Genomic DNA, 18,806 nt, shown 5'->3' with positions numbered 1-18,806 from the left:
TGTGTTCTTTTTTTCTTTTGTTCGCGCGCCCGGCGACACCCTAGATCTGCGCCTCTCTGTTCGTCGGCGGCGTCAAATGTGTATAGGAGACAGGGGTATGGTATAATAAAATCACCGAGACACACCCCACGATTGGAGGTAGAGACGATGAAAACTGCAAAACGACTCCTTGCCTTTGCCCTTGCGGGCGTGATGGCGCTGGCCCTGCTCACCGGCTGCTCGGACAGCAGCTCCAAAGCCAAGCAGGTAGAAGAGTGCTTCCGCTCTCTAATGAAAACGAGACAAAATGTTGACTATCAGAAGGACGAGACGCTGGACAAAAAGCTCGAGGCCATCGCACAGCAGTTCCAGCCGAGCTGGCTGAATAATGAAGCGGGTGGGCTGACCGAGGATGCACGCAGTATCATTAAAGATGAATTGAAGGGCTATCTGTTGACAGGCAGCGTTTGGCTTTGGTATGGAGAAGTGAAGCCGGGCCAGAGTGCGCAGGCGCAGGCGGAGAGCATGCAGTACGACCAAAAGATAGAGTTTGGTACTGGTTATGGGTCGTCAGGCACCGCTCTGCACGCCATAGCCTTTACAAGGACAGACAAGAAGAGCAACGGCCACCGCTATTACCTTGCACTGGTAACATACGCCACCATCAATACCCCGCGGACTTGACACAGGAGGAAACGACCATGAAATTGAAAAAGCTGTTTGTCCTTGCCCTTGCAGGCGTGATGGCGCTGACCCTGCTCACCGGCTGCGGCGATAAGCCGGGCGATAAGCCGGAGGACACCCTCCGGGCCGAGGCTCTGGCAGACATCATAAATGTACAGCGTGGCGTAAACATCACCTGCGAGGCCGACCCGCAGCTGAGTGAGGCGGCGGAGAGGTACACACAGGTGAGCTCTGAGGATGGAAGCACTCTTCTCATTAACAAATTGAAGTTGGGCAATTACCACTCTATCGGTTCTGAGCCTCGCAAAGCTCTCTTGAAAACCATCGGCATCGACCCCAACACCACCAACAAACAGGTCATCTTCTACTGTGGAGAGGACAGAGGCTCGGACGACCCCGTCAAGCAGGCCATCGACCTCTGTAACAACTACAGACTGGTACTGCCGGAACCGAATGAGAAGAATTGGGCCACTATCAGCTTCCTCGCATCCAGCTACCGGGTCGGCTTCGGAAGGTGGAAGGATGAGAATGGCAAACCCAGGCTCTTCGTCATCATGGTAGGCGACATCCCGGGGAGAAGCTGACGCTCTTTGCGGCAGCGTCCTAGCCCTCTCCGTCTGCTTCGCAGCCACCTCTCCCATAGGGAGAGGCACTGGCGTGCCGGGCTACTTTCCGCTGACCGCTGAAAGCTCAATATGGCATAAAAGATAGTGCCCTGCTACAGAGATCCACAGCAGCTTGACAAGGGATATTGTCCCGAAGCTGCTGCTCTCTGCAGCAGGGCACTACTGTTTCCGATAAAATCAAACTTTGCTCGTCCCGCGTGGGCCTGACCGGCCTGCCAATGGCTCCCCCTTTGGGGGAGCTGGCGAGCGGAGCGAGACTGAGAGGGCTAGGATGCTCATGGCGAAGCAGCTGCGCGGCGATAGTATCGCTCTGACGGAGGGTCTGCTGATCGCTGGGTGGTGGCTCTTGGGAGACGGGCTTGCCCTCTCAGGCGCTTCGCGCCAGCTCTCCCAGAGGGAGAGCCTTGCGGAACGCCCTGTCCTTTGTACAAATACACCGAAAACCCGATCGGAAAGGGGCGGTCTGCGGGCAAAACGCAAAAAAATCGGTTTTCCTCTTGCCAAACGGGGCAAAACGCGCTATTCTATAGTCACAGTTTAACAATTTAGCATGGTAAAGCGGTAAAACGAAGCGCTGCTTCTGAAGCACTGCTTCTAAAGGAGGAATTTGTATATGAAACGTCTGGTATCTGCTTTTCTGGCCGGTGCGATGGCACTGAGCCTTGCCGCCTGCGGCGGTTCTGCATCCACTTCCACGGCTGCTTCTTCTGCCGCCGCCTCTGCCGCCCCGGCAAGCTCCGCGGCCGCTGACAGCGACCTGGCTTATATCCGGTCCAACGGCAAGATGGTCATCGGCTACACCGTCTATGAGCCGATGAACTACACCGACGCCGACGGCAGCTTCACCGGTTTCGATACCGAGCTGGCCACCGCTGTCTGCGAGAAGCTGGGTGTCGAGCCGGAGTTCGTGGAGATCAACTGGGACACCAAGGAGACCGAGCTGGCGGCAAAGAGCATCGACTGCATCTGGAACGGCCTGACCCTCACCGATGACCGGGAGGAGAACATGGCCTGCACCAAGCCCTACGTCAAGAACGCCCAGGTCGTCGTGGTGAAGGACGGCACCGATTATACCTCCACCGCCGACCTCATCGGCAAGACCGTGGTGGCCGAGGCCGGCTCTGCCGGTGAGACCACCATCACCGAGAACGCCGACCTGTCTCAGGCTGATTTCATCTCCAAGGATGTTCAGACCGACTGCCTGATGGAAGTCGCCGCCGGCACTGCTGACGCCGCCATCCTCGACCTGACTCTGGCTTCTGCCATGATCGGCGAGGGTACCGACTACGCAAACCTCAAGATGGTGGATGAACTGAACGTCGAGGAGTACGGCGTGGCCTTCCGCAAGGGCAGCGACGTGGCCGAGGCTGTGGACAACGCTTTCGACGAGCTGAAGGCTGACGGCACCATGCAGACTCTGGCCGACAAGTACGGCCTGACTCTGGCTGAGTAACTTACATTATAAACGGATAGGTGTAGTGATTCTGTGACTGTGATTTTGGAGCGTCTGACCGGCGCATTCGCGCTCAACTGTGAGCTGTTCTTTCTGACCTTGCTGTTTTCGCTGCCGCTGGGCCTTGTGGTGGCCTTTGGCTCCATGAGCCGGTGCGCACCGCTGCGGGGCGTCGTCAAGACCTTCGTGTGGGTCATCCGCGGTACGCCGCTGATGCTCCAGATCATCGTCATCTACCTTGGCCCCGGCCTGCTGGGCATGACCAACCCCTGGCCCTCCGGCTCTTCGGGCCGTCTGGTGGCGGCGGTGGTGGCTTTCGCCATCAACTACGCCTGCTACTTCTCTGAGATCTACCGCGGCGGCATCGAGGATGTGCCGAAAGGCCAGACCGAGGCCGGTCAGGTGCTGGGCATGACCAGGAGCCAGATCTTTTTCAAGGTCACGCTCCTGCAGGTCGTCAAGCGCATCCTGCCCCCGATGGGCAACGAGGTCATCACGCTGGTGAAGGATACCTCGCTGGCGAACGTCATCGCCAACAAGGAGATCATCATGATGGCAAAGGAGTACAGCGCCAAGGGCCTCATCTGGCCGCTGTTCTCCACCGCGATCTTCTTCCTCGTCTTTGTCGGCGCACTCACCCTGCTGCTGGACTGGGCCGAGAAAAAGATGGACTATTTCCGCTGCTAAGGAGGATACTGAATTATGGCATTACTCGAAGCCTCTGGCATCGGGAAGAATTTCGGCGAGACGAAAGTTCTCAAGGACATCTCGCTCACACTGGAACAGGGCGAGGCGCTGGCCATCATCGGCTCGTCCGGCTCAGGAAAGACGACGCTGCTGCGCTGCCTGAATTTCCTTGAGCGTCCCGACACCGGCGTCATCCGGGTGAACGGCGAGACCATGTGGGACGCCGCCGACCCTGCCACCCAGCGGGAGAGCGAGGTGCGGAAAAAGCGCCTCCACTTCGGCCTCGTGTTCCAGAACTTCAACCTCTTCCCCCAGTACACCGCGCTGGAAAACGTGATGCTGGCGGGGGAGCTTCTGGCGAAGGAGCAGCCCGGCTACAAGGCCAACAAAAAGGCCATCCACGCCCAGCTGGAAGCACAGGCCCGTGACCTGCTGGCCCAGATGGGCCTGTCGGAGCGGGCGGGACACTACCCCCACCAGCTCTCCGGCGGTCAGCAGCAGCGGGTGGCCATCGCCCGCGCACTGGCGCTCCACCCGGACATCCTCTGCTTCGATGAGCCCACCAGCGCCCTCGACCCGGAGCTGACCGGCGAAGTTCTCCGCGTCCTGCGGGACCTCGCCGACCGTAAGACCACCATGATCATCGTCACCCATGAGATGCACTTCGCCCGGGACGTGGCCGACCGCATCCTGTTCATGGACGGCGGCGTCGTGGTGGAGGAAGGCCCGGCCCGCCAGCTCATCGACCACCCCCAGGAGGAGCGCACCAAGCAGTTTTTGGCGCACTACTCTGAATAAGACAGGCTATGGCCCTCCCCGCTCGGGAGGGCTTTTTTGCGCCACTCACGCCGAAAACACCGCGATTCGCGCAGATTTTATTTACATTCTCTGAATTTTTTGGTAAGCTTGTGTCAGAAAAGGCTGATTTTTCAAAAAACGAACAGACCAAAGGGGGACAGACTATGAGACTGAAGAGCGCACTCCGGCGGGGCGTGGCCGCCGCCGTCATCGCGGGCATCGTGGTGAGTTCCGGCATCCCGGCCTATGCGAAAACATGGAACATCGCCGAGGGCGACATTACGGTCAAAGGTAAGAGCGATGGAAGCGGAAACTATAACGAGGTCAAGCAGGGCGACAACGAGTTCAAGAAGGATGAGGGGGAGACCGTCATCACCGGCGAGTCGAAGGAGCATACCGTCACCATCGACACCTCCAAGGGCAACGTGGACGTCACCTTCGACGACCTGAAAATTGACGTCAGCGGCAAGGCCGAGGTGGATGGCAGCGGCAAGGCCGAGGGGGACGTCAGCGACAAGACCGAGGTGGATGGCAGCGACAAGGCCGAGGTGGATGGCGGCGGTGACAGCCCTGTCCGGGAGAGCAATGCCGCCGTCACCGTGAGGGGCGGCCACGATGCCACCATCGAGCTGGACGGCGACAACGAGCTGAAGAGCGGCGGCAAAAATGCGGGTCTTGAGAAGAACGGCAATGAGTCCTCCGGCAAGCTGACCATCAAGGACGACAACGACACCAAAGGCTCCCTCACCGCTGAGGGCGGCGACGGCGGCGGCGCAGGCATCGGCGGAAAGAACGAAAGCGGTGCCGGAAACATCGAGATCACCGGCGGCACGGTAAAAGCCGTGGGCGGCGAGGGTGCTGCCGGTATCGGCGGCGGTGTGTACGGCCCGGGCCACGACATCGAAATCTCCGGCGGCGAGGTGTCGGCCACGGGCGGCAATGCGAATAAAAATCTGGAATCCTCCCGCCCCGGTGCGGCTGGCATCGGCGACGGCGCGGGTACGGAGAAAGGCGAGATAGATCCGGACGCACCCAGCAACCCCAATCACATCTATATCTCCGGCGACGCCGAGGTGACGGCCAAGGCAGGCGCCAGCACCGGCGGAAAAACTGCGGCCATCGGCGGCGGAGATGTCGGCGAGATACCCAACAGCGCCCTCTCCGACGACCACCACAAGGTGACGGGCGGCAGTCTGACCCGCTACGACCCCGCCGGGAAGAAGATGGAGGACTACAGCTACGACCGGCGGACGCCCTCCCAGTGGGAGCAGCCCGATGATAGCGAGAACGACGACGAGGACGACACCCCGAACTCGCAGTCTGGCGAGGTGCCGGACCGTGTGAAGCAGATGTACGAGGCCATCGGCGTGATCACCCATCTGGATGGCACACAGGAGCTTGGTGACGTGACCACGGCGGAGTATGACCCGGTCAACAGGGTCCTGAGCTTCGACGCCCATGGTTCGGTCTTTCGGATGACAGGCGACTCGCTGCGGGAGCTTGCAAAGGAGGTCCATGAGCTTCGCATCCGGTTCCTTGATGGGAACGGGCAGGAAATGGAGGCCGTCATTCCGCTGGCCCGGATCAAAGATCTGGTCGGCGTGAATGGTGCGTTCGAACTCGAGCTGTCCCAGGAAGGGCTCTATCGCTTCCATGTTGTCGGGCAGACGGGATATGATAGAAAAACATTCTCGGATGAGACCGCCCTGCGCCGAAACGGCAGGGAACTGGTCCTCGTGTACCGCGTTGGCGATGAGGAGCAGAAAGCGCAGGAGACTGCCCGGGTGGAGAAAGCAATCGCCCGCCGCAAGCAGGAGAAAAAGCAATGGGGAACTGTCCTCTCCGGTCGGGAAAGCGGCTCTCTGAGCGGACTGCCCGAGCGGACTCAGCCGGGAACGGGTACCGTCGGCAGCGTGACCGACTTCAGCGCAAACCCGAAGGATCCCACCATCATCGACATGGGCCCCCTCACGGTCCGTCCGTCCGAGCAGCCCGCCTCCGAACCGACGGTGTGGAAGACATTTACTAGTAACATCGTTAAGCTCGTGGGCGGGAAGCAGGATAGCAAGAAGGATGACCCGGCCCCCTCCGTCGGTGGCCTCAGCGGGCCGACGACTCTCTCGCCGGACAGCCTTACCACGGTTCAGCAGCCGGAGCAGGCCGCAGACCCCGGGCCGGAAGACCCCATCCGGATACCGCTTCTTGAGGACGAGGAAAAGATAACCATTCAGCCTTTCACGGAGAAGACCCCGGCGGAGGAACAGACCGATACTGTCGGCCCTCGCGGCCAGCAGGGCAGGCGGGATGACCCCGTCCGGCAGACCGAGGCAGGCCCTCGCGGGGCACAGGCAAGCAGAGACGGTGATAAGACCGGTGAACCCCGCGGCCCTCGGGGCCGGCACGCGGGACGCGGAAACTGACCTGCGCACAATCACCAAAAACCGCCGATAGAAAATAGCAATGTTGTACGAAGAAATCTGCCCCAAACCCCTTGCAAAATCACGATGAGCTGAGTATAATACCATTCATGAAACGCAAAACGTCCTGCCCCTCGTCCGGCAGGGCGTTTTTGTCGGTAAAGATCCGGCAAAGAAATGTTAAGTGACCGCCCGGGGAGGGGCTTTGTATGACAAAAGACATGACACAGGGCAGCCCGCTCAAGCTCATCCTTGCCTTTGCGGTGCCGCTGATGCTGGGCAGTCTGTTCCAGCAGTTCTACAATCTGGCCGATACCATCATCGTGGGCCGCTTCGTGGGCGTGGATGCGCTGGCGGCGGTGGGCAGCGTGGGCGGCCTGAACTATCTGGTACTGGGCTTCGTCAACGGCATCGCCTGCGGCTTCTCCATCCCCATCTCGTGGACCTTCGGCGCGAAGGACTACAGAGAGATGCGGCGCTACACCGCCAATACCGTCTGGCTGAGCCTCTTTTTCGCCGTCGTGCTCACGGTGGTGACGGTGGCCCTGACCCGGGCGGTGCTGGTCTGGACCAACACCCCCGACAACATCATCGACATCGCGGACATCTACATCCGCACCATCTTCTGTGGCATCCCCTTCACCCTGCTGTACAACGTCACCAGCGCCCTCATGCGCGCGCTGGGCGACAGCAAGCGGCCACTCTATTTCCTGCTGGTGGCCAGCGCGCTGAACATCGGCCTCGACCTGCTCTGCATCCTCGTCTTCCGGATGGGGGCGTTCGGTGCGGCCTTCGCTACCGTGTTCAGTCAGGCGGTGGCGGGCATCGGCAGTCTCATCTACATCGGCCGCCACTACCCGGAGCTGAAATGGAGCAGGGAAGAGGGCCGTCTGAGCGCCAGCCACTGCCTCAAGCTCTGCAACATGGGCATCCCTATGGGCCTGCAGTGCAGCATCACCGCCATCGGCAGCGTCGTGCTGCAGGGCGCGGTGAACGGTCTGGGCAGCAGCATCGTGGCCGCGCAGACCGCAGGCAGCAAGGCCGCCCAGTTCCTCTCGGTGCCGCTGGAGAGCATCGGCACCGCCATGACCACCTACGCCAGCCAGAACATGGGCGCTCACGACCTCAAGCGTGTGGACCGGGGCGTCAATACCGCGCTGGGCATTGGCTGCGTCTACAGTGTGGCATCCTTCCTCATCCTGCGTGTGCTGGATGTGCCGCTTATCAGCCTCTTCCTCGAGAGCAGCGAGGTGGAGATCATGGCGAATGCCCGCAGCTTCATCTTCTGGAACAGCGTGTTCTACATCCCGCTGGCTGTCCTCATCATCTACCGCTACACCATCCAGGGCCTGGGCTATTCCGGCCTTGCCATGTTCGCGGGCGTGGCCGAGATGGTCGCCCGTGCCATGGTGGGCTTCTGGTTCGTGCCGCTCTGGGGCTACTTTGCGGCCTGCATCGCCAGCCCTGTGGCATGGTTCTTTGCCTGCTTCTTCCTCATCCCGGCGTACTTTGCAGTGCGCAGGCGGCTGACGAAAGAGCTTGCCGCAGCGCGGGTGGAGGATTGACCCTCTCAGTCTCGCTCCGCTCGCCAGCTCTCCCAGAGGGAGAGCCCTTGGCAGGCCGGGCCACTTTCCGCTGACTGCTGGAAGCTCAATATGGCATAAAAGATAGTGCCCTGCTACAGAGGGCAGCAGCTTCGGGACAATATCCCTCGTCAAGCTGCTGTGAATCTCTGCAGCAGGGCACTGCTGTTTTCGGATAGAGTAAACTTTGCTCGTCCCGCGTGGGCCTGACCGACACGCCAGTGGCTCCCCCCTTTGGGGGAGCTGTCACCGAAGGTGACTGAGAGGGCTAGGACGCTGCCGGAGAGCCTCAAAGCCCACCCCTCATATTTACAAATCCCCCCAAAACCGCTATACTATATATAGTTGTGTCAAAACGAGGAGGCGGGACGATGGAGCAGGAGCTGGAACGGCTGGAAGGCACGGTAGAGGACATCATCTACCTGAACGAGGACAACGGCTACACCGTGTTCGAGGTGTCGGGCGGCGGTGTCGTCACCGTTGTGTGCGGCGTGGTGGGAGAGCTCCACGCCGGCGAGAGCGTCGTCTGCCGGGGCAGGTACGAGAACCACGCCACCTATGGCCGACAGTTCCACGCACAGGAGTGCGAGACGGATATGCCCAAAGACCTCGAGGCCGTCTACGCCTTCCTCGCCAGCCGGTCGCTGCCCTACATCGGCGCACGGACGGCGGATAAGATCATTGACAAATTCGGCGCGGCGGCGCTGGAAGTTATCGCCAACGACCCCGCCCAGCTCACCCTCATCCCGGGCATCTCGGCGGACAAGGCCGACCGCATCCAGCAGGAGTTCAAGCGGATGTTTGGAATGCGGGAGCTCATCGCCTATCTGGCTCAGTTCGAGATCAGCCCCCGCCGGGCGATGGAAGTCTTCCGCACCTTCGGGCCGGGGGCCATGCAGGCCATCCAGCAGAACCCCTACCTGCTCTGCGGGGAACCGCTGCAGCTGGACTTCCGCCACGCCGACAGCATCGCCCAGTATTACCAGATGGCAGGGGACTGCGCCCAGCGGTTGGAAGCCGCCCTTCTGCGCACCCTGCGCCACAACGCCGGCAATGGCCACACCTGTCTGCCCCGGGCGCAGCTGCTGGAAACAGCGTCGAACTTCATCCGCCAGCCCCCCGAAAAGCTGGCGGCGGCGCTGGACAGCTGCATCCAGACCGGGAAACTGGCGGTGCGGATGTTCGACGGCACACCGTATATTTATCTGCCGGATCTGCTGGCTGCAGAGCAGGACATCGCCGACCGTCTGGCCATGCTGACCAGGCGCGGAAAGCAGACGGCCCGAAACCTCGACAAGAACATCCAGATTCTGGAACTGGCGCAGGGCTTTGCCTATGCGCCGCTCCAGAAGGAAGCCATCCGCAAGGCCATGACCGAGAACTGCCTTGTCCTCACCGGCGGCCCCGGCACCGGCAAGACCACCACGGTCAACGCCATCCTGCAGCTGCTCGAGAACGAGGCCGAACGGGTAGCCCTCTGCGCTCCCACAGGCCGCGCCGCCAAGCGTCTGAGCGAGCTGACGGGCCGGAAAGCCTCCACCATCCACCGCCTGCTGGAAGTGGACTACACCGGCGGCGTGGTCAGCTTCATCCACAACGACAAGAACCTGCTCAAGTGCGACGTCGTCATCCTCGACGAGATGAGTATGGTGGACGTCAAGCTGTTCCAGGCCCTCATTGCGGCACTGCGGTACAGCTGCCGTATTATTATGGTAGGCGATGCCGACCAGCTGCCCAGCGTCGGCCCGGGCAATATCCTCGGCGAGATCATCCGCTCCGGGCTGGTGCCGACGGTCTGCCTCAACGAGATATTCCGGCAGGCCGCTCAGAGCCTCATCGTGGAGAACGCCCACCACATCATCTCGGGCGAACCGCTGAAAAAGGGCGGAAAGACGGACGATTTCTTCTTCCTCGAAGCCGACGGCGACGCAGCCCAGAAGCTGGTCTGCGACCTTGTGATCACCCGTCTGCCCCGCAGCTACCAGTTTGACCCGGTGAAGGATATTCAGGTGCTCTGCCCCACGAAGCTCGGCCCCACCGGCACCCAGGCCCTCAACGCGGAGCTGCAGGCCATGCTCAACCCGCCAAAGAAGGGCAAGCCGGAGCTGCAGAGCGCGGCCCGGGTCTTCCGGGTGGGGGACAAAGTGATGCAGGTGCGCAATAACTACGAGATAACGTGGCAGCGCATCGGCGGGGAACAGGGTGTGGGTGCCTACAACGGCGACATCGGTATCGTGGAGTCCATCGACGTGCGCAGCCGCTCCATGGTGGTGCGGATGGATGACCGGCGGCTGGTCTACCCGGCGGAGAACCTCAACGAGCTGGAAATTGCGTATGCCATCACGGTACACAAAAGCCAGGGCAGCGAGTTCCCGGCGGTCATCCTCCCGGCGGCGCAGGTGCCGCCCCGCCTGTGCTACCGCAACCTCTTCTATACCGGCGTCACCCGCGGGAGGAAGCTCTGCATCGTGGTGGGCCGGCGGGATGTGGTGAACCGGATGATGTCCAACATCCGCCAGAACCTGCGCTACAGCGGCTTGGCCGCCCTGCTGGCCCAGGCTCTGCCCCCGGAGCAGGAGAACCTTTAAGGGTTTCTTTTTGGATACACCTGTGTTATACTATAATGTGTTTTGATGACCCGCGCCCGGAGATGGGCGATGGAAATAGAGAATGGGCAGCAGAGAAAGGAAATATCACGATTATGGCACAGAATGACATCGGTATCGATCTTGGTACGACGACCATCATCATCGCGCAGGAGGGGCAGGGCGTCGTGCTCAACCAGCCCAGCGTGGTGGCGGTGGATACCCGCAAGAACTGCGTGCTTGAGGCCGGCGACAAGGCCCTTGCAATGGTGGGCCGCACGCCCAACTACATCTCCGCCATCTTCCCGCTGAAGGATGGCGTCATCAGCGACCACACCATGACCCGGGAGCTCATCTGCCGCTTCGTCAATCAGGTCTACAGCTCCCACATGGTCAAGCCCCGTGTGGCCGTCTGTGTGCCTGCTGCCATCACCGGCATCGAGAGCGACGCTGTGGTGGAGGCCGTCATGGCCGCCGGTGCGCGTCAGGTCTACCTCATTGATGAGCCGATCGCCGCAGCTCTCGGCTCCGGCATCGACATCACCGTGCCGGATGGCCGAATGATCATCGACATCGGCGGCGGCACCACCGACATCGCCGTGCTGAGCCTCGGCGGCAAGGTCAAGGCCACCAGCGTCCGCGTGGCCGGCAACCACTACGACGAAGAGATCCTGAAGTTCGTGCGCAACAAGTTCAGCATCGCCATCGGCCAGCGCACCGCTGAGAACCTGAAAAAGAACGTGGCCTGCTGCCCCCAGAAGGCAGATTTCAACGAGACCATGGAGATCAAGGGCCGCAGCCTGCTCACCGGCCTGCCCGTGCGTGTCAATGTCTCCACCGCCGACCTCTACGAGCCGGTCATGCGCCTGAGCGAGCAGATCGGCACCGCCGCTCATCAGGTGCTGGAGAAGACTCCTCCGGAGCTGGCCGGCGACATCTACCGCAACGGCGTCGTCCTCACCGGCGGCGGCGCACAGCTCCACGGCCTGCCTGAGTACCTGAGCCAGGAGCTGAAGGTGGAAGTGACCGTCTCGCCTGACCCCGTCAACTGCGTCGCGCTGGGTACGGCCATGAGCCTGCGTCTGGGCGACAAGCTGGAGACCGGCTTCATGGACGCCACCCCCCGCATGGGCCGCCGCTGAGAGGGAAGCGCTGTTCACAGAACCGTGAAAAACAATATGATTTTTGTTCATAGTTGTTGAATCGACCCGGAAAATATTGTATAATATCTTCAAATCGCTTTTTGCCGCCCGCCCCCCGGGCGGCAAAGAAAAAAGTAAATAGGAGGAAGACCATGGATTTAGGTTATGATGTGATCGTTACCATAACCGGTATTGTGCTGGTGTTTCTGATCCTCGTCCTGCTGATGGCTATCATCACGCTGGAGGGCAAGATCTTTGACGCCATGAACGGCAAGAAGGCAGCTGCCAAGGCTGCTTCTGCTGCAAAACCGGCTGCTCCTGTGAAACAGGCCGCTGCGCCCGCTCCTGCAAAGGCTGCTGCCCCGCAGGTCGAGGCCGGCATCCCCGGCGACGTTGTGGCAGCCATCATGGCAGCCATCTACTCTATGGGCAACGGCAAGTATGTGCTGAAGGCAGTCCGCCGCGGCAAGAATGGCTGGGGCAAGGCTGGCGTCAACGACACCACCGCACCCTTTTAACACAGGAGGAAAAACATGACTCAGTTTATTGAGACTCTGGTCGGTATTTTCCAGAGTTCCGGTTTTGCCAAGTTCGGTGAGCCGGGCGGCTGGCTGTACGCAGTGATGATCTGCGTGGGCTGCTTCCTGCTCTACCTCGCTATCGTCAAAGAGTTCGAGCCTCTGATCCTGCTGCCCATGGCTTTCGGCATGATCCTGGCCAACCTCCCCGGCAGCGGCGTCATCCACATGCAGTACTTTGTCGGTGACGGCCTCGAACACCCGATGTGGGTCGAGATCCTGAACAACGGCGGTCTGGCCGATATGCTCTACATGGGCGTCAAGCTGGGCATCTACCCGCCGCTGATCTTCCTCGGCATCGGCACCATGACCGACTTCGCACCCCTGATCTCCAACCCCAAGAGCCTGCTGCTGGGCGCTGCCGCTCAGTTCGGCATCTTCGGCACTTACATGGGCGCTCGTCTGCTGGCCGCTACCGGTCTGGTGGACTTCACCCAGAAGCAGTCTGCCGCCATCTCCATCATCGGCGGCGCAGACGGCCCCACCGCTATCTTCGTCACCTCCCGTCTGGCTCCTGAGCTGCTGGGCTCCATCGCCGTCGCGGCCTACAGCTACATGGCTCTGGTGCCTGTTATCCAGCCGCCTATCATGAAGGCCCTGACCTCCAAAAAGGAGCGTACTGTTGTGATGAAGCAGCTGCGCGCCGTGACCAAGACCGAGAGGATCATCTTCCCCATCATGGTCACCATCATCGTCTCCCTCATCGTGCCGGATGCCGCCGTTCTGGTCGGTATGCTGATGCTGGGCAACCTGATGAAGGAGTGCGGCGTCGTGGACCGTATCCAGAAGACCGCCGGCAATGAGCTGATGAATATCATCACCATCTTCCTGGCTCTGTCTGTTGGCTGCACCACCTCTGCAAACACCTTCCTGAACAGCCGCACCCTGTTCATCATCGTGCTGGGCCTCATCGCATTCTCCTTCGGCACTGCTGCCGGTGTTCTCTGCGGCAAGGTCATGTATGTCCTGACCGGCGGTCAGGTCAACCCCCTGATCGGTTCCGCTGGCGTTTCCGCTGTGCCTATGGCTGCCCGTGTTTCTCAGAAGGTCGGCCAGAGCGAGAACCCCTCCAACTTCCTGCTGATGCACGCAATGGGCCCCAACGTGGCCGGTGTTATCGGCTCCGCCGTCGCTGCTGGTATCCTCATCAACATCTTCGGCTAAGCATTTCCTGAGATTCCCGCTCCATCGTGGTATTGACCGCGGTGGGGCGGTTTTTGTTTGCATTGTTTTTGTGTACAACTTTTTTGAAATGTGATATACTATATTTTAAGTGATATATCCAGAAATGATTGAAAAGAACAGGTGAAACAATGGCAACAGATCTCGCACAACAATTCTGCGCTTTGCGTGATACGTATATTGAAAAGCAGTTCGGACGCCTGAACGATATGCAGCGGGAGGCGGTGTTTACCACCAACGGCCCTCTGCTCATCCTCGCGGGTGCAGGCAGCGGAAAGACCACCGTGCTGGTCAACCGCATCGCCAACCTCATCCGCTTCGGCTCGGCCCACGGCTCCAGATGGACGCCCCGGGAGGTGACGGAGGACGATGTGAAAGCCCTGCGCACTGCCATCATGACCGGCACCGATGCCCCGTCGTGGCTGGACGGGATGCTGCGGAAGGACGCCGTCCGGAGCTGGAACGTCATGGCCATCACCTTTACCAACAAGGCCGCAGGTGAGCTGAAAGAGCGTCTGCGCCGGATGCTGGGCGGGGAAGAGGGCGACGAGGTGTTCGCCTCCACCTTCCACTCGGCCTGTGTCCGCATTCTCCGCCGCTGGGCCGAGGAGATCGGTTACCCCCGCAGCTTTACCATCTACGACAGCGACGACTCCCAGCGTGTCATGAAGGCTGTCTACAAAGAACTGAGCGTGGACGACAAGTTCTTCCCGGTCAAAAGCGCCATCAACCAGATGAGCCGCTGGAAAGACCAGCTCATCAGCCCGGAAGAGGCCCTGAAGACCCCGGCCCGGGACACGAAGGGCGCACTTGCGGCTAAGGTCTACGCCGCCTATGAAAAGAAGCTCAAGGAGGCCGGAGCTTTCGACTTCGATGACCTCATCTACCAGACGGTCATCCTGCTGTCGGAGCACGAGGACGTGCGGGAGTTCTACCAGAACAAGTACAAATACCTGCTGGTGGACGAGTATCAGGACACCAGTGTGGCTCAGTTCCGGCTCGTGAGCCTGCTCACCGGCCCGGAGAAAAACATCTGCGTCGTGGGCGACGACGACCAGAGCATCTACCGCTTCCGCGGCGCGACCATTGAGAACATCCTCAACTTCGAGCGCATCTATAAAGGCACGAAGACCATCCGACTCGAGCAGAATTACCGCTCTACGTCGAATATCCTGAATGCCGCCAACTGTGTCATCCAGCACAACACCGAGCGCAAGGGCAAGACCCTCTGGACGAAGAACGGCGAGGGCGACAAGGTGCAGGTCTACACCGCCGAGAACGAGCAGGACGAGGCCAGCCATATCGCGGACGTCATCGGCCAGCACCTCAAAGAGGGCGGACATCTGGCCGACCACGCCATCCTCTACCGGATGAACGCCCAGTCGGCCCCCATCGAAAGCTACTTCACCCGTGCGGGCATCCCGCATAAGATCGTGGGCGGCCAGCGCTTCAACGACCGCAAGGAGGTCAAGGACATCCACTCCTATATGTCCATCGTGGCGAACCCCCGGGACGATGTCCGACTCCGTCGAATCATCAACGAGCCTGCGCGCAAAATCGGTGCGACGACCATCGAAGTCATCGCGGACTTGGCGGCTCAGCAGGGCATCAGTATGCTGGATGTCATCTCCCATGCCGACCAGTACGCCAAGCTCAGCCGCGCCATCGCGCCGCTGTTCAAGTTCTGGGACATCTACCAGAAACTGCAGGAATCACTGGAAACAAAGACGCTGGATGAGTTCGCCTCTGATGTCATCGAGATCACCGGCTACCGCGCCATGCTGGAAGCTGACGCCGCCAAGGGCCACGAGGACGCCGCCGACCGTCTGCAGAACCTCGGTCAGCTGGTCAACAACGTCAAGAGCTACTGCGACCAGCACGGCGAAGAGGCATCGCTGGAAGGCTATCTGGAGGACATCGCCCTCATCAGCGACATCGACAGCTACAACGAGAGTGCCGACCAGGTGGTGCTGATGACCATCCACTCGGCCAAGGGCCTTGAGTTTCCCTATGTATTCCTCATTGGCATGGAAGAGGGCGTCTTCCCCAGTGAGATGAGCAAGTATTCTGAGGCTGACCTCGAGGAGGAGCGCCGTCTGGCCTATGTCGGCATCACCCGCGCCAAGAAGGAGCTTTACATCTCCAACAGCGTCACCCGGATGCTCTATGGCCGCACCCAGCGCAACGAGCCCAGCCGCTTTCTCCGGGAGATCGAGCCGGAGTACATCGAAGAGACCCGCAGCCCGGTGCTGGAACAGCGCTCCCGTCTGGGCGGCTGGGGCAACGGTTACGGCAGCGATACCGTGCCGGGCGGTGCGTCGGGCTACTCCGGCCCCTCCGGCTGGGGGCGTGCGGCCTCCGGTTACGGCTCGGGCTATGGCAGCCGCAGCGGCTATCTGAATAAAGAATATAACGCACCAATGTCCAATAGCCGAGGCTTTGGCTCCGATTACGCGGGCCGGGGAAGTGCTTCGTCGGGTCATGGCGGCTGCAGCTCCGGTTCGGGAAGCAGCGGCTTCGGCTCTGGCTATGGCCGTCCGGCAGCGCCCAAAGCGCCGGTCAAACCCGCAGGCGGCGGTGTGACGTCTTCGCCCCGTCCGGCAGCGGCATCCACCGGCCCCAAGCATTACGAGCCGGGCGACATCGTGGAGCACAAGGTCTTCGGGCGCGGCAAGGTGCTGAAAGTCAAGCCCGCCGCCGGCGACCAGATCGTGGAGATCAGCTTCGAGAAGGTGGGCGTGAAAAAGACCATGGCCAACTTTGCGCCCCTTGTGAAGATAACGACGGAGGAATGAGAAAAATGATGACTGTCCGATTGATAGCACATACGCCGGAGCCGGAGAAGGTCGTGGCGGCCGCGGCGAAGCTCTGCTACTCCGACGCCCACATCACCGACCTGCTGGACGGGCTGGATGAGGAAAAGACTGCCCGCTTCCTGACCATGCTCAGCGATCTGGGCCACGCCAGCCCCATCGAGCACGCAAGCTTCACCTTCGGCATCGAGGGCGTCAGCCGTACCCTGCTGGCCCAGATCACCCGCCACCGCATCGCGTCCTTCAGCGTCCAGAGTCAGCGGTACGTCCGTCTGGACGATTTCCGCTACGTCATCCCGCCCGAGATCGAGGCCATCCCCGAGGCAAAGGCGGCGTTCATCGAGAGCATGAACGAGGACGCCAGGCGCTACCTCGACCTCGTGCAGAAGCTGGAAGACGGCCACACCGCCCGCCTGATGGCCGAGGGTCTGCCCGAAAAGCAGGCCCGGGCCAAGGCTTCCAAGCAGGCCAACGAGGACGCCCGCTTCGTGCTGCCCAACGCCTGCGAGACCAAGATGGTGGTGACCATGAACGCCCGCAGCCTGCAGAACTTCTTCCACCTGCGCTGCTGCAGCCGCGCCCAGTGGGAGATACGGCAGCTGGCCGAAGAGATGCTGCGGCTGGTCTACCCGGTGGCACCCCATATCTTCCGCACCGCCGGCCCGGCCTGCGTGTCCGGCCCCTGCCCGGAGGGCAAGATGTGCTGCGGCCGCACCGCCGAAGTCCGCGCCCAGTACGCCGCGCTGAAAGGGGAGAAGGCAGAATGAGCAAGGGCAGGCTTCTTGTCATCGAAGGGCTGGACGGCTCCGGCAAGGCCACCCAGGCAAAGCTGCTGGCCGCCCATCTGGCCGAGAGCGGTCGAAGGGTGATGGAGGTCACATTCCCGGACTACGAGAGCGATTCCAGTGCGCTGGTAAAGATGTACCTCTCTGGTCAGTTCGGCGACAAGCCCGACGACGTCAACCCTTATGCGGCGTCCAGCTTCTATGCGGTGGACCGGTACGCCAGCTATAAGACCAAGTGGGGCAGCTTCTACGAGGCGGGCGGCATCGTCATCGCCGACCGCTACACCACGTCGAACGCGGTGCATCAGTGCTCCAAGCTCCCGCCGGAGCAGTGGAACGACTTCCTCCGCTGGGCCTTTGACTACGAATACAGGCTGCTGGGTCTGCCCGCACCGGACGCTGTGGTGTACTTACAGGTAGACCCCGCTGTGAGCCAGAAGCTCATGACCGGCCGCTACCACGGCGACGAGAGCAGGAAGGACGTCCACGAAAAGGACATCGAATATCTGGCCCGCAGCCGCCGTGCCGCCGAGTACTGTGCAGAGCATCTGGGCTGGGCCACCGTCCATTGCACGGAAAATGGAGCCATGCGCACCATCGAGGAGATTCAGGCCGAGGTGCGGGCGCTGGCGGAAAAAGAACTCGGATAACCGCGAAAATGGGAGGGATACTATCAATGTATCGTTTGATGCAGCCGTCGGATGAGGCGGCAGTCGTGGCACTGTGGCAGAAAGAACGCGGCGACAGCGCTGAGTTCATCAAGACTGCTCTGGAAAAGTTCGCCGGGGCGGAAAATATCTACGTCGCTGAGGAAAATGACGAGATCGTCGCTGCGGCGCTGGCGGTCCCCGTCACCCTCAAGGGACGCAGCGGCAGCTACCTCTATGGCCTCTGCGGGCAGGGAAGCCTGCTTCTGGCAGGACTCGTGGACTATCTCTGTGCGCAGCAGAAGCTGCGGGGCGCGGGCTTCACCGTGGCCGTTCCGACCGGACAGGAGCAGGCCGCGCTGCTGGAAAACAAGGGTTTCCAGCGGGCTTTTGCCCTCCGCTGCCTGCCCCGGGAGGTGTCCCGCAACCTGTGGAGTCAGGCGGAGTTCGACTCCGTGACGGCCCGCAAGCTCTGTGAGCTGCGGGAGCGCTTCTATCCCGATACCGTCCAGTTCCCGCCGGAGCAGATGGCCGTCGTGCTGACCGACCTCTACGCCCGGGGCGCGACCATCGTGTCCAGCGAGAAGGGCTACGGCATCTACTTCCGCCGGGAGGACACCCTCTATTTTGTGGAGCTGATGGCCGAAGACGACCGCTCCGCCGAGGTGCTGATGGAAGCGGCCCGGGAGAAGGAAGTCATCGTGGAGCGTGCCGTCATCACAGTGGGTGCGGCTCAGAACCTTTTCCTCGGCGAAGGCACCCGGCAGGACTACGGCATGATACGGTTCGACGCGGAGCCTTTCGATGTGGAAGAAAGCTATATGCGGCTGATGATGGAAAGCTGAAC

15 protein-coding genes are annotated in these 18,806 nt (G+C 61.1%); all 15 read left to right on the top strand.

From position 1 onward, the window contains the following. Positions 1–147 precede the first annotated feature (147 nt). The 15 genes from F3G95_RS13230 to F3G95_RS13160 all read left to right on the top strand — a co-directional run bounded on the left by F3G95_RS13230 (position 148) and on the right by F3G95_RS13160 (position 18,804). Entirely contained in the window at positions 148–663 is a 516-nt protein-coding gene (locus tag F3G95_RS13230) for a hypothetical protein (RefSeq protein WP_149795311.1), read from the top strand. 17 nt (positions 664–680) lie between these two features. Beyond that, positions 681–1,247, top strand: a complete 567-nt coding sequence (locus F3G95_RS13225) for a hypothetical protein (RefSeq protein WP_149795310.1) — start codon at positions 681–683, stop codon at positions 1,245–1,247. A 655-nt stretch (positions 1,248–1,902) separates the two neighbouring features. After that, positions 1,903–2,742: a transporter substrate-binding domain-containing protein gene (locus F3G95_RS13220; RefSeq protein WP_149795309.1), complete on the top strand. Its 840-nt coding sequence runs from the start codon at positions 1,903–1,905 to the stop codon at positions 2,740–2,742. Positions 2,743–2,781: 39 nt separating this feature from the next. Continuing rightward, on the top strand, positions 2,782–3,429 hold the full coding sequence (locus F3G95_RS13215; RefSeq protein ID WP_149795314.1) for an amino acid ABC transporter permease: 648 nt from the start codon (positions 2,782–2,784) through the stop codon (positions 3,427–3,429). 15 nt (positions 3,430–3,444) lie between these two features. Next, complete coding sequence (locus tag F3G95_RS13210) at positions 3,445–4,227, top strand: amino acid ABC transporter ATP-binding protein (RefSeq protein WP_149795308.1); 783 nt, start codon at positions 3,445–3,447, stop codon at positions 4,225–4,227. A gap of 164 nt (positions 4,228–4,391) precedes the next feature. Further along, a complete protein-coding gene (locus F3G95_RS13205; protein ID WP_149795307.1) occupies positions 4,392–6,647 on the top strand; it encodes a hypothetical protein in 2,256 nt (751 codons plus the stop codon). Between the two features lie 206 nt (positions 6,648–6,853). Next, positions 6,854–8,209, top strand: a complete 1,356-nt coding sequence (locus F3G95_RS13200) for an MATE family efflux transporter (protein ID WP_149795306.1) — start codon at positions 6,854–6,856, stop codon at positions 8,207–8,209. Positions 8,210–8,598: 389 nt separating this feature from the next. Then, positions 8,599–10,815: an ATP-dependent RecD-like DNA helicase gene (locus tag F3G95_RS13195; protein ID WP_149795305.1), complete on the top strand. Its 2,217-nt coding sequence runs from the start codon at positions 8,599–8,601 to the stop codon at positions 10,813–10,815. Positions 10,816–10,928: 113 nt separating this feature from the next. After that, a complete protein-coding gene (locus F3G95_RS13190; protein WP_149795304.1) occupies positions 10,929–11,954 on the top strand; it encodes a rod shape-determining protein in 1,026 nt (341 codons plus the stop codon). Between the two features lie 152 nt (positions 11,955–12,106). Then, positions 12,107–12,472 (top strand): OadG family transporter subunit, encoded by a 366-nt coding sequence (locus F3G95_RS13185; protein WP_149795303.1) that lies wholly within the window; start codon positions 12,107–12,109, stop codon positions 12,470–12,472. Positions 12,473–12,487: 15 nt separating this feature from the next. Further along, the gene (locus F3G95_RS13180) at positions 12,488–13,696 is read left to right on the top strand and encodes a sodium ion-translocating decarboxylase subunit beta (protein ID WP_149795302.1); all 1,209 of its coding nucleotides are present in this window, start codon (positions 12,488–12,490) and stop codon (positions 13,694–13,696) included. A gap of 149 nt (positions 13,697–13,845) precedes the next feature. Beyond that, positions 13,846–16,509, top strand: a complete 2,664-nt coding sequence (locus F3G95_RS13175) for a UvrD-helicase domain-containing protein (RefSeq protein ID WP_149795301.1) — start codon at positions 13,846–13,848, stop codon at positions 16,507–16,509. Between the two features lie 5 nt (positions 16,510–16,514). Next, positions 16,515–17,294 (top strand): FAD-dependent thymidylate synthase, encoded by a 780-nt coding sequence (gene thyX, locus F3G95_RS13170; protein WP_149795300.1) that lies wholly within the window; start codon positions 16,515–16,517, stop codon positions 17,292–17,294. Then, entirely contained in the window at positions 17,291–17,962 is a 672-nt protein-coding gene (locus F3G95_RS13165; RefSeq protein WP_149795299.1) for a thymidylate kinase, read from the top strand. Before thyX ends, F3G95_RS13165 begins: the two co-directional genes overlap by 4 nt. 26 nt (positions 17,963–17,988) lie before the next feature. Then, a complete protein-coding gene (locus F3G95_RS13160; protein ID WP_149795298.1) occupies positions 17,989–18,804 on the top strand; it encodes a hypothetical protein in 816 nt (271 codons plus the stop codon). Positions 18,805–18,806: the final 2 nt, after the last annotated feature.

Source organism: Faecalibacterium sp. Marseille-P9312 (assembly GCF_902497445.1).
GTDB lineage: Bacteria > Bacillota > Clostridia > Oscillospirales > Ruminococcaceae > Faecalibacterium > Faecalibacterium longum.
Note: the sequence above shows the minus strand (reverse complement) of the source record. Positions and strands in the feature narration are given on the sequence as shown.

What these genes read in the sequence shown, in the direction of transcription:
- F3G95_RS13230 (WP_149795311.1), top strand. Translation starts at nt 148, where the DNA reads ATGAAAACTGCAAAACGACTCCTTGCCTTTGCCCTTGCGGGCGTGATG.
- F3G95_RS13225 (WP_149795310.1), top strand. Translation starts at nt 681, where the DNA reads ATGAAATTGAAAAAGCTGTTTGTCCTTGCCCTTGCAGGCGTGATGGCG.
- F3G95_RS13220 (WP_149795309.1), top strand. Translation starts at nt 1,903, where the DNA reads ATGAAACGTCTGGTATCTGCTTTTCTGGCCGGTGCGATGGCACTGAGC.
- F3G95_RS13210 (WP_149795308.1), top strand. Translation starts at nt 3,445, where the DNA reads ATGGCATTACTCGAAGCCTCTGGCATCGGGAAGAATTTCGGCGAGACG.
- F3G95_RS13205 (WP_149795307.1), top strand. Translation starts at nt 4,392, where the DNA reads ATGAGACTGAAGAGCGCACTCCGGCGGGGCGTGGCCGCCGCCGTCATC.
- F3G95_RS13200 (WP_149795306.1), top strand. Translation starts at nt 6,854, where the DNA reads ATGACAAAAGACATGACACAGGGCAGCCCGCTCAAGCTCATCCTTGCC.
- F3G95_RS13195 (WP_149795305.1), top strand. Translation starts at nt 8,599, where the DNA reads ATGGAGCAGGAGCTGGAACGGCTGGAAGGCACGGTAGAGGACATCATC.
- F3G95_RS13190 (WP_149795304.1), top strand. Translation starts at nt 10,929, where the DNA reads ATGGCACAGAATGACATCGGTATCGATCTTGGTACGACGACCATCATC.
- F3G95_RS13185 (WP_149795303.1), top strand. Translation starts at nt 12,107, where the DNA reads ATGGATTTAGGTTATGATGTGATCGTTACCATAACCGGTATTGTGCTG.
- F3G95_RS13180 (WP_149795302.1), top strand. Translation starts at nt 12,488, where the DNA reads ATGACTCAGTTTATTGAGACTCTGGTCGGTATTTTCCAGAGTTCCGGT.
- F3G95_RS13175 (WP_149795301.1), top strand. Translation starts at nt 13,846, where the DNA reads ATGGCAACAGATCTCGCACAACAATTCTGCGCTTTGCGTGATACGTAT.
- thyX (WP_149795300.1), top strand. Translation starts at nt 16,515, where the DNA reads ATGATGACTGTCCGATTGATAGCACATACGCCGGAGCCGGAGAAGGTC.
- F3G95_RS13165 (WP_149795299.1), top strand. Translation starts at nt 17,291, where the DNA reads ATGAGCAAGGGCAGGCTTCTTGTCATCGAAGGGCTGGACGGCTCCGGC.
- F3G95_RS13160 (WP_149795298.1), top strand. Translation starts at nt 17,989, where the DNA reads ATGTATCGTTTGATGCAGCCGTCGGATGAGGCGGCAGTCGTGGCACTG.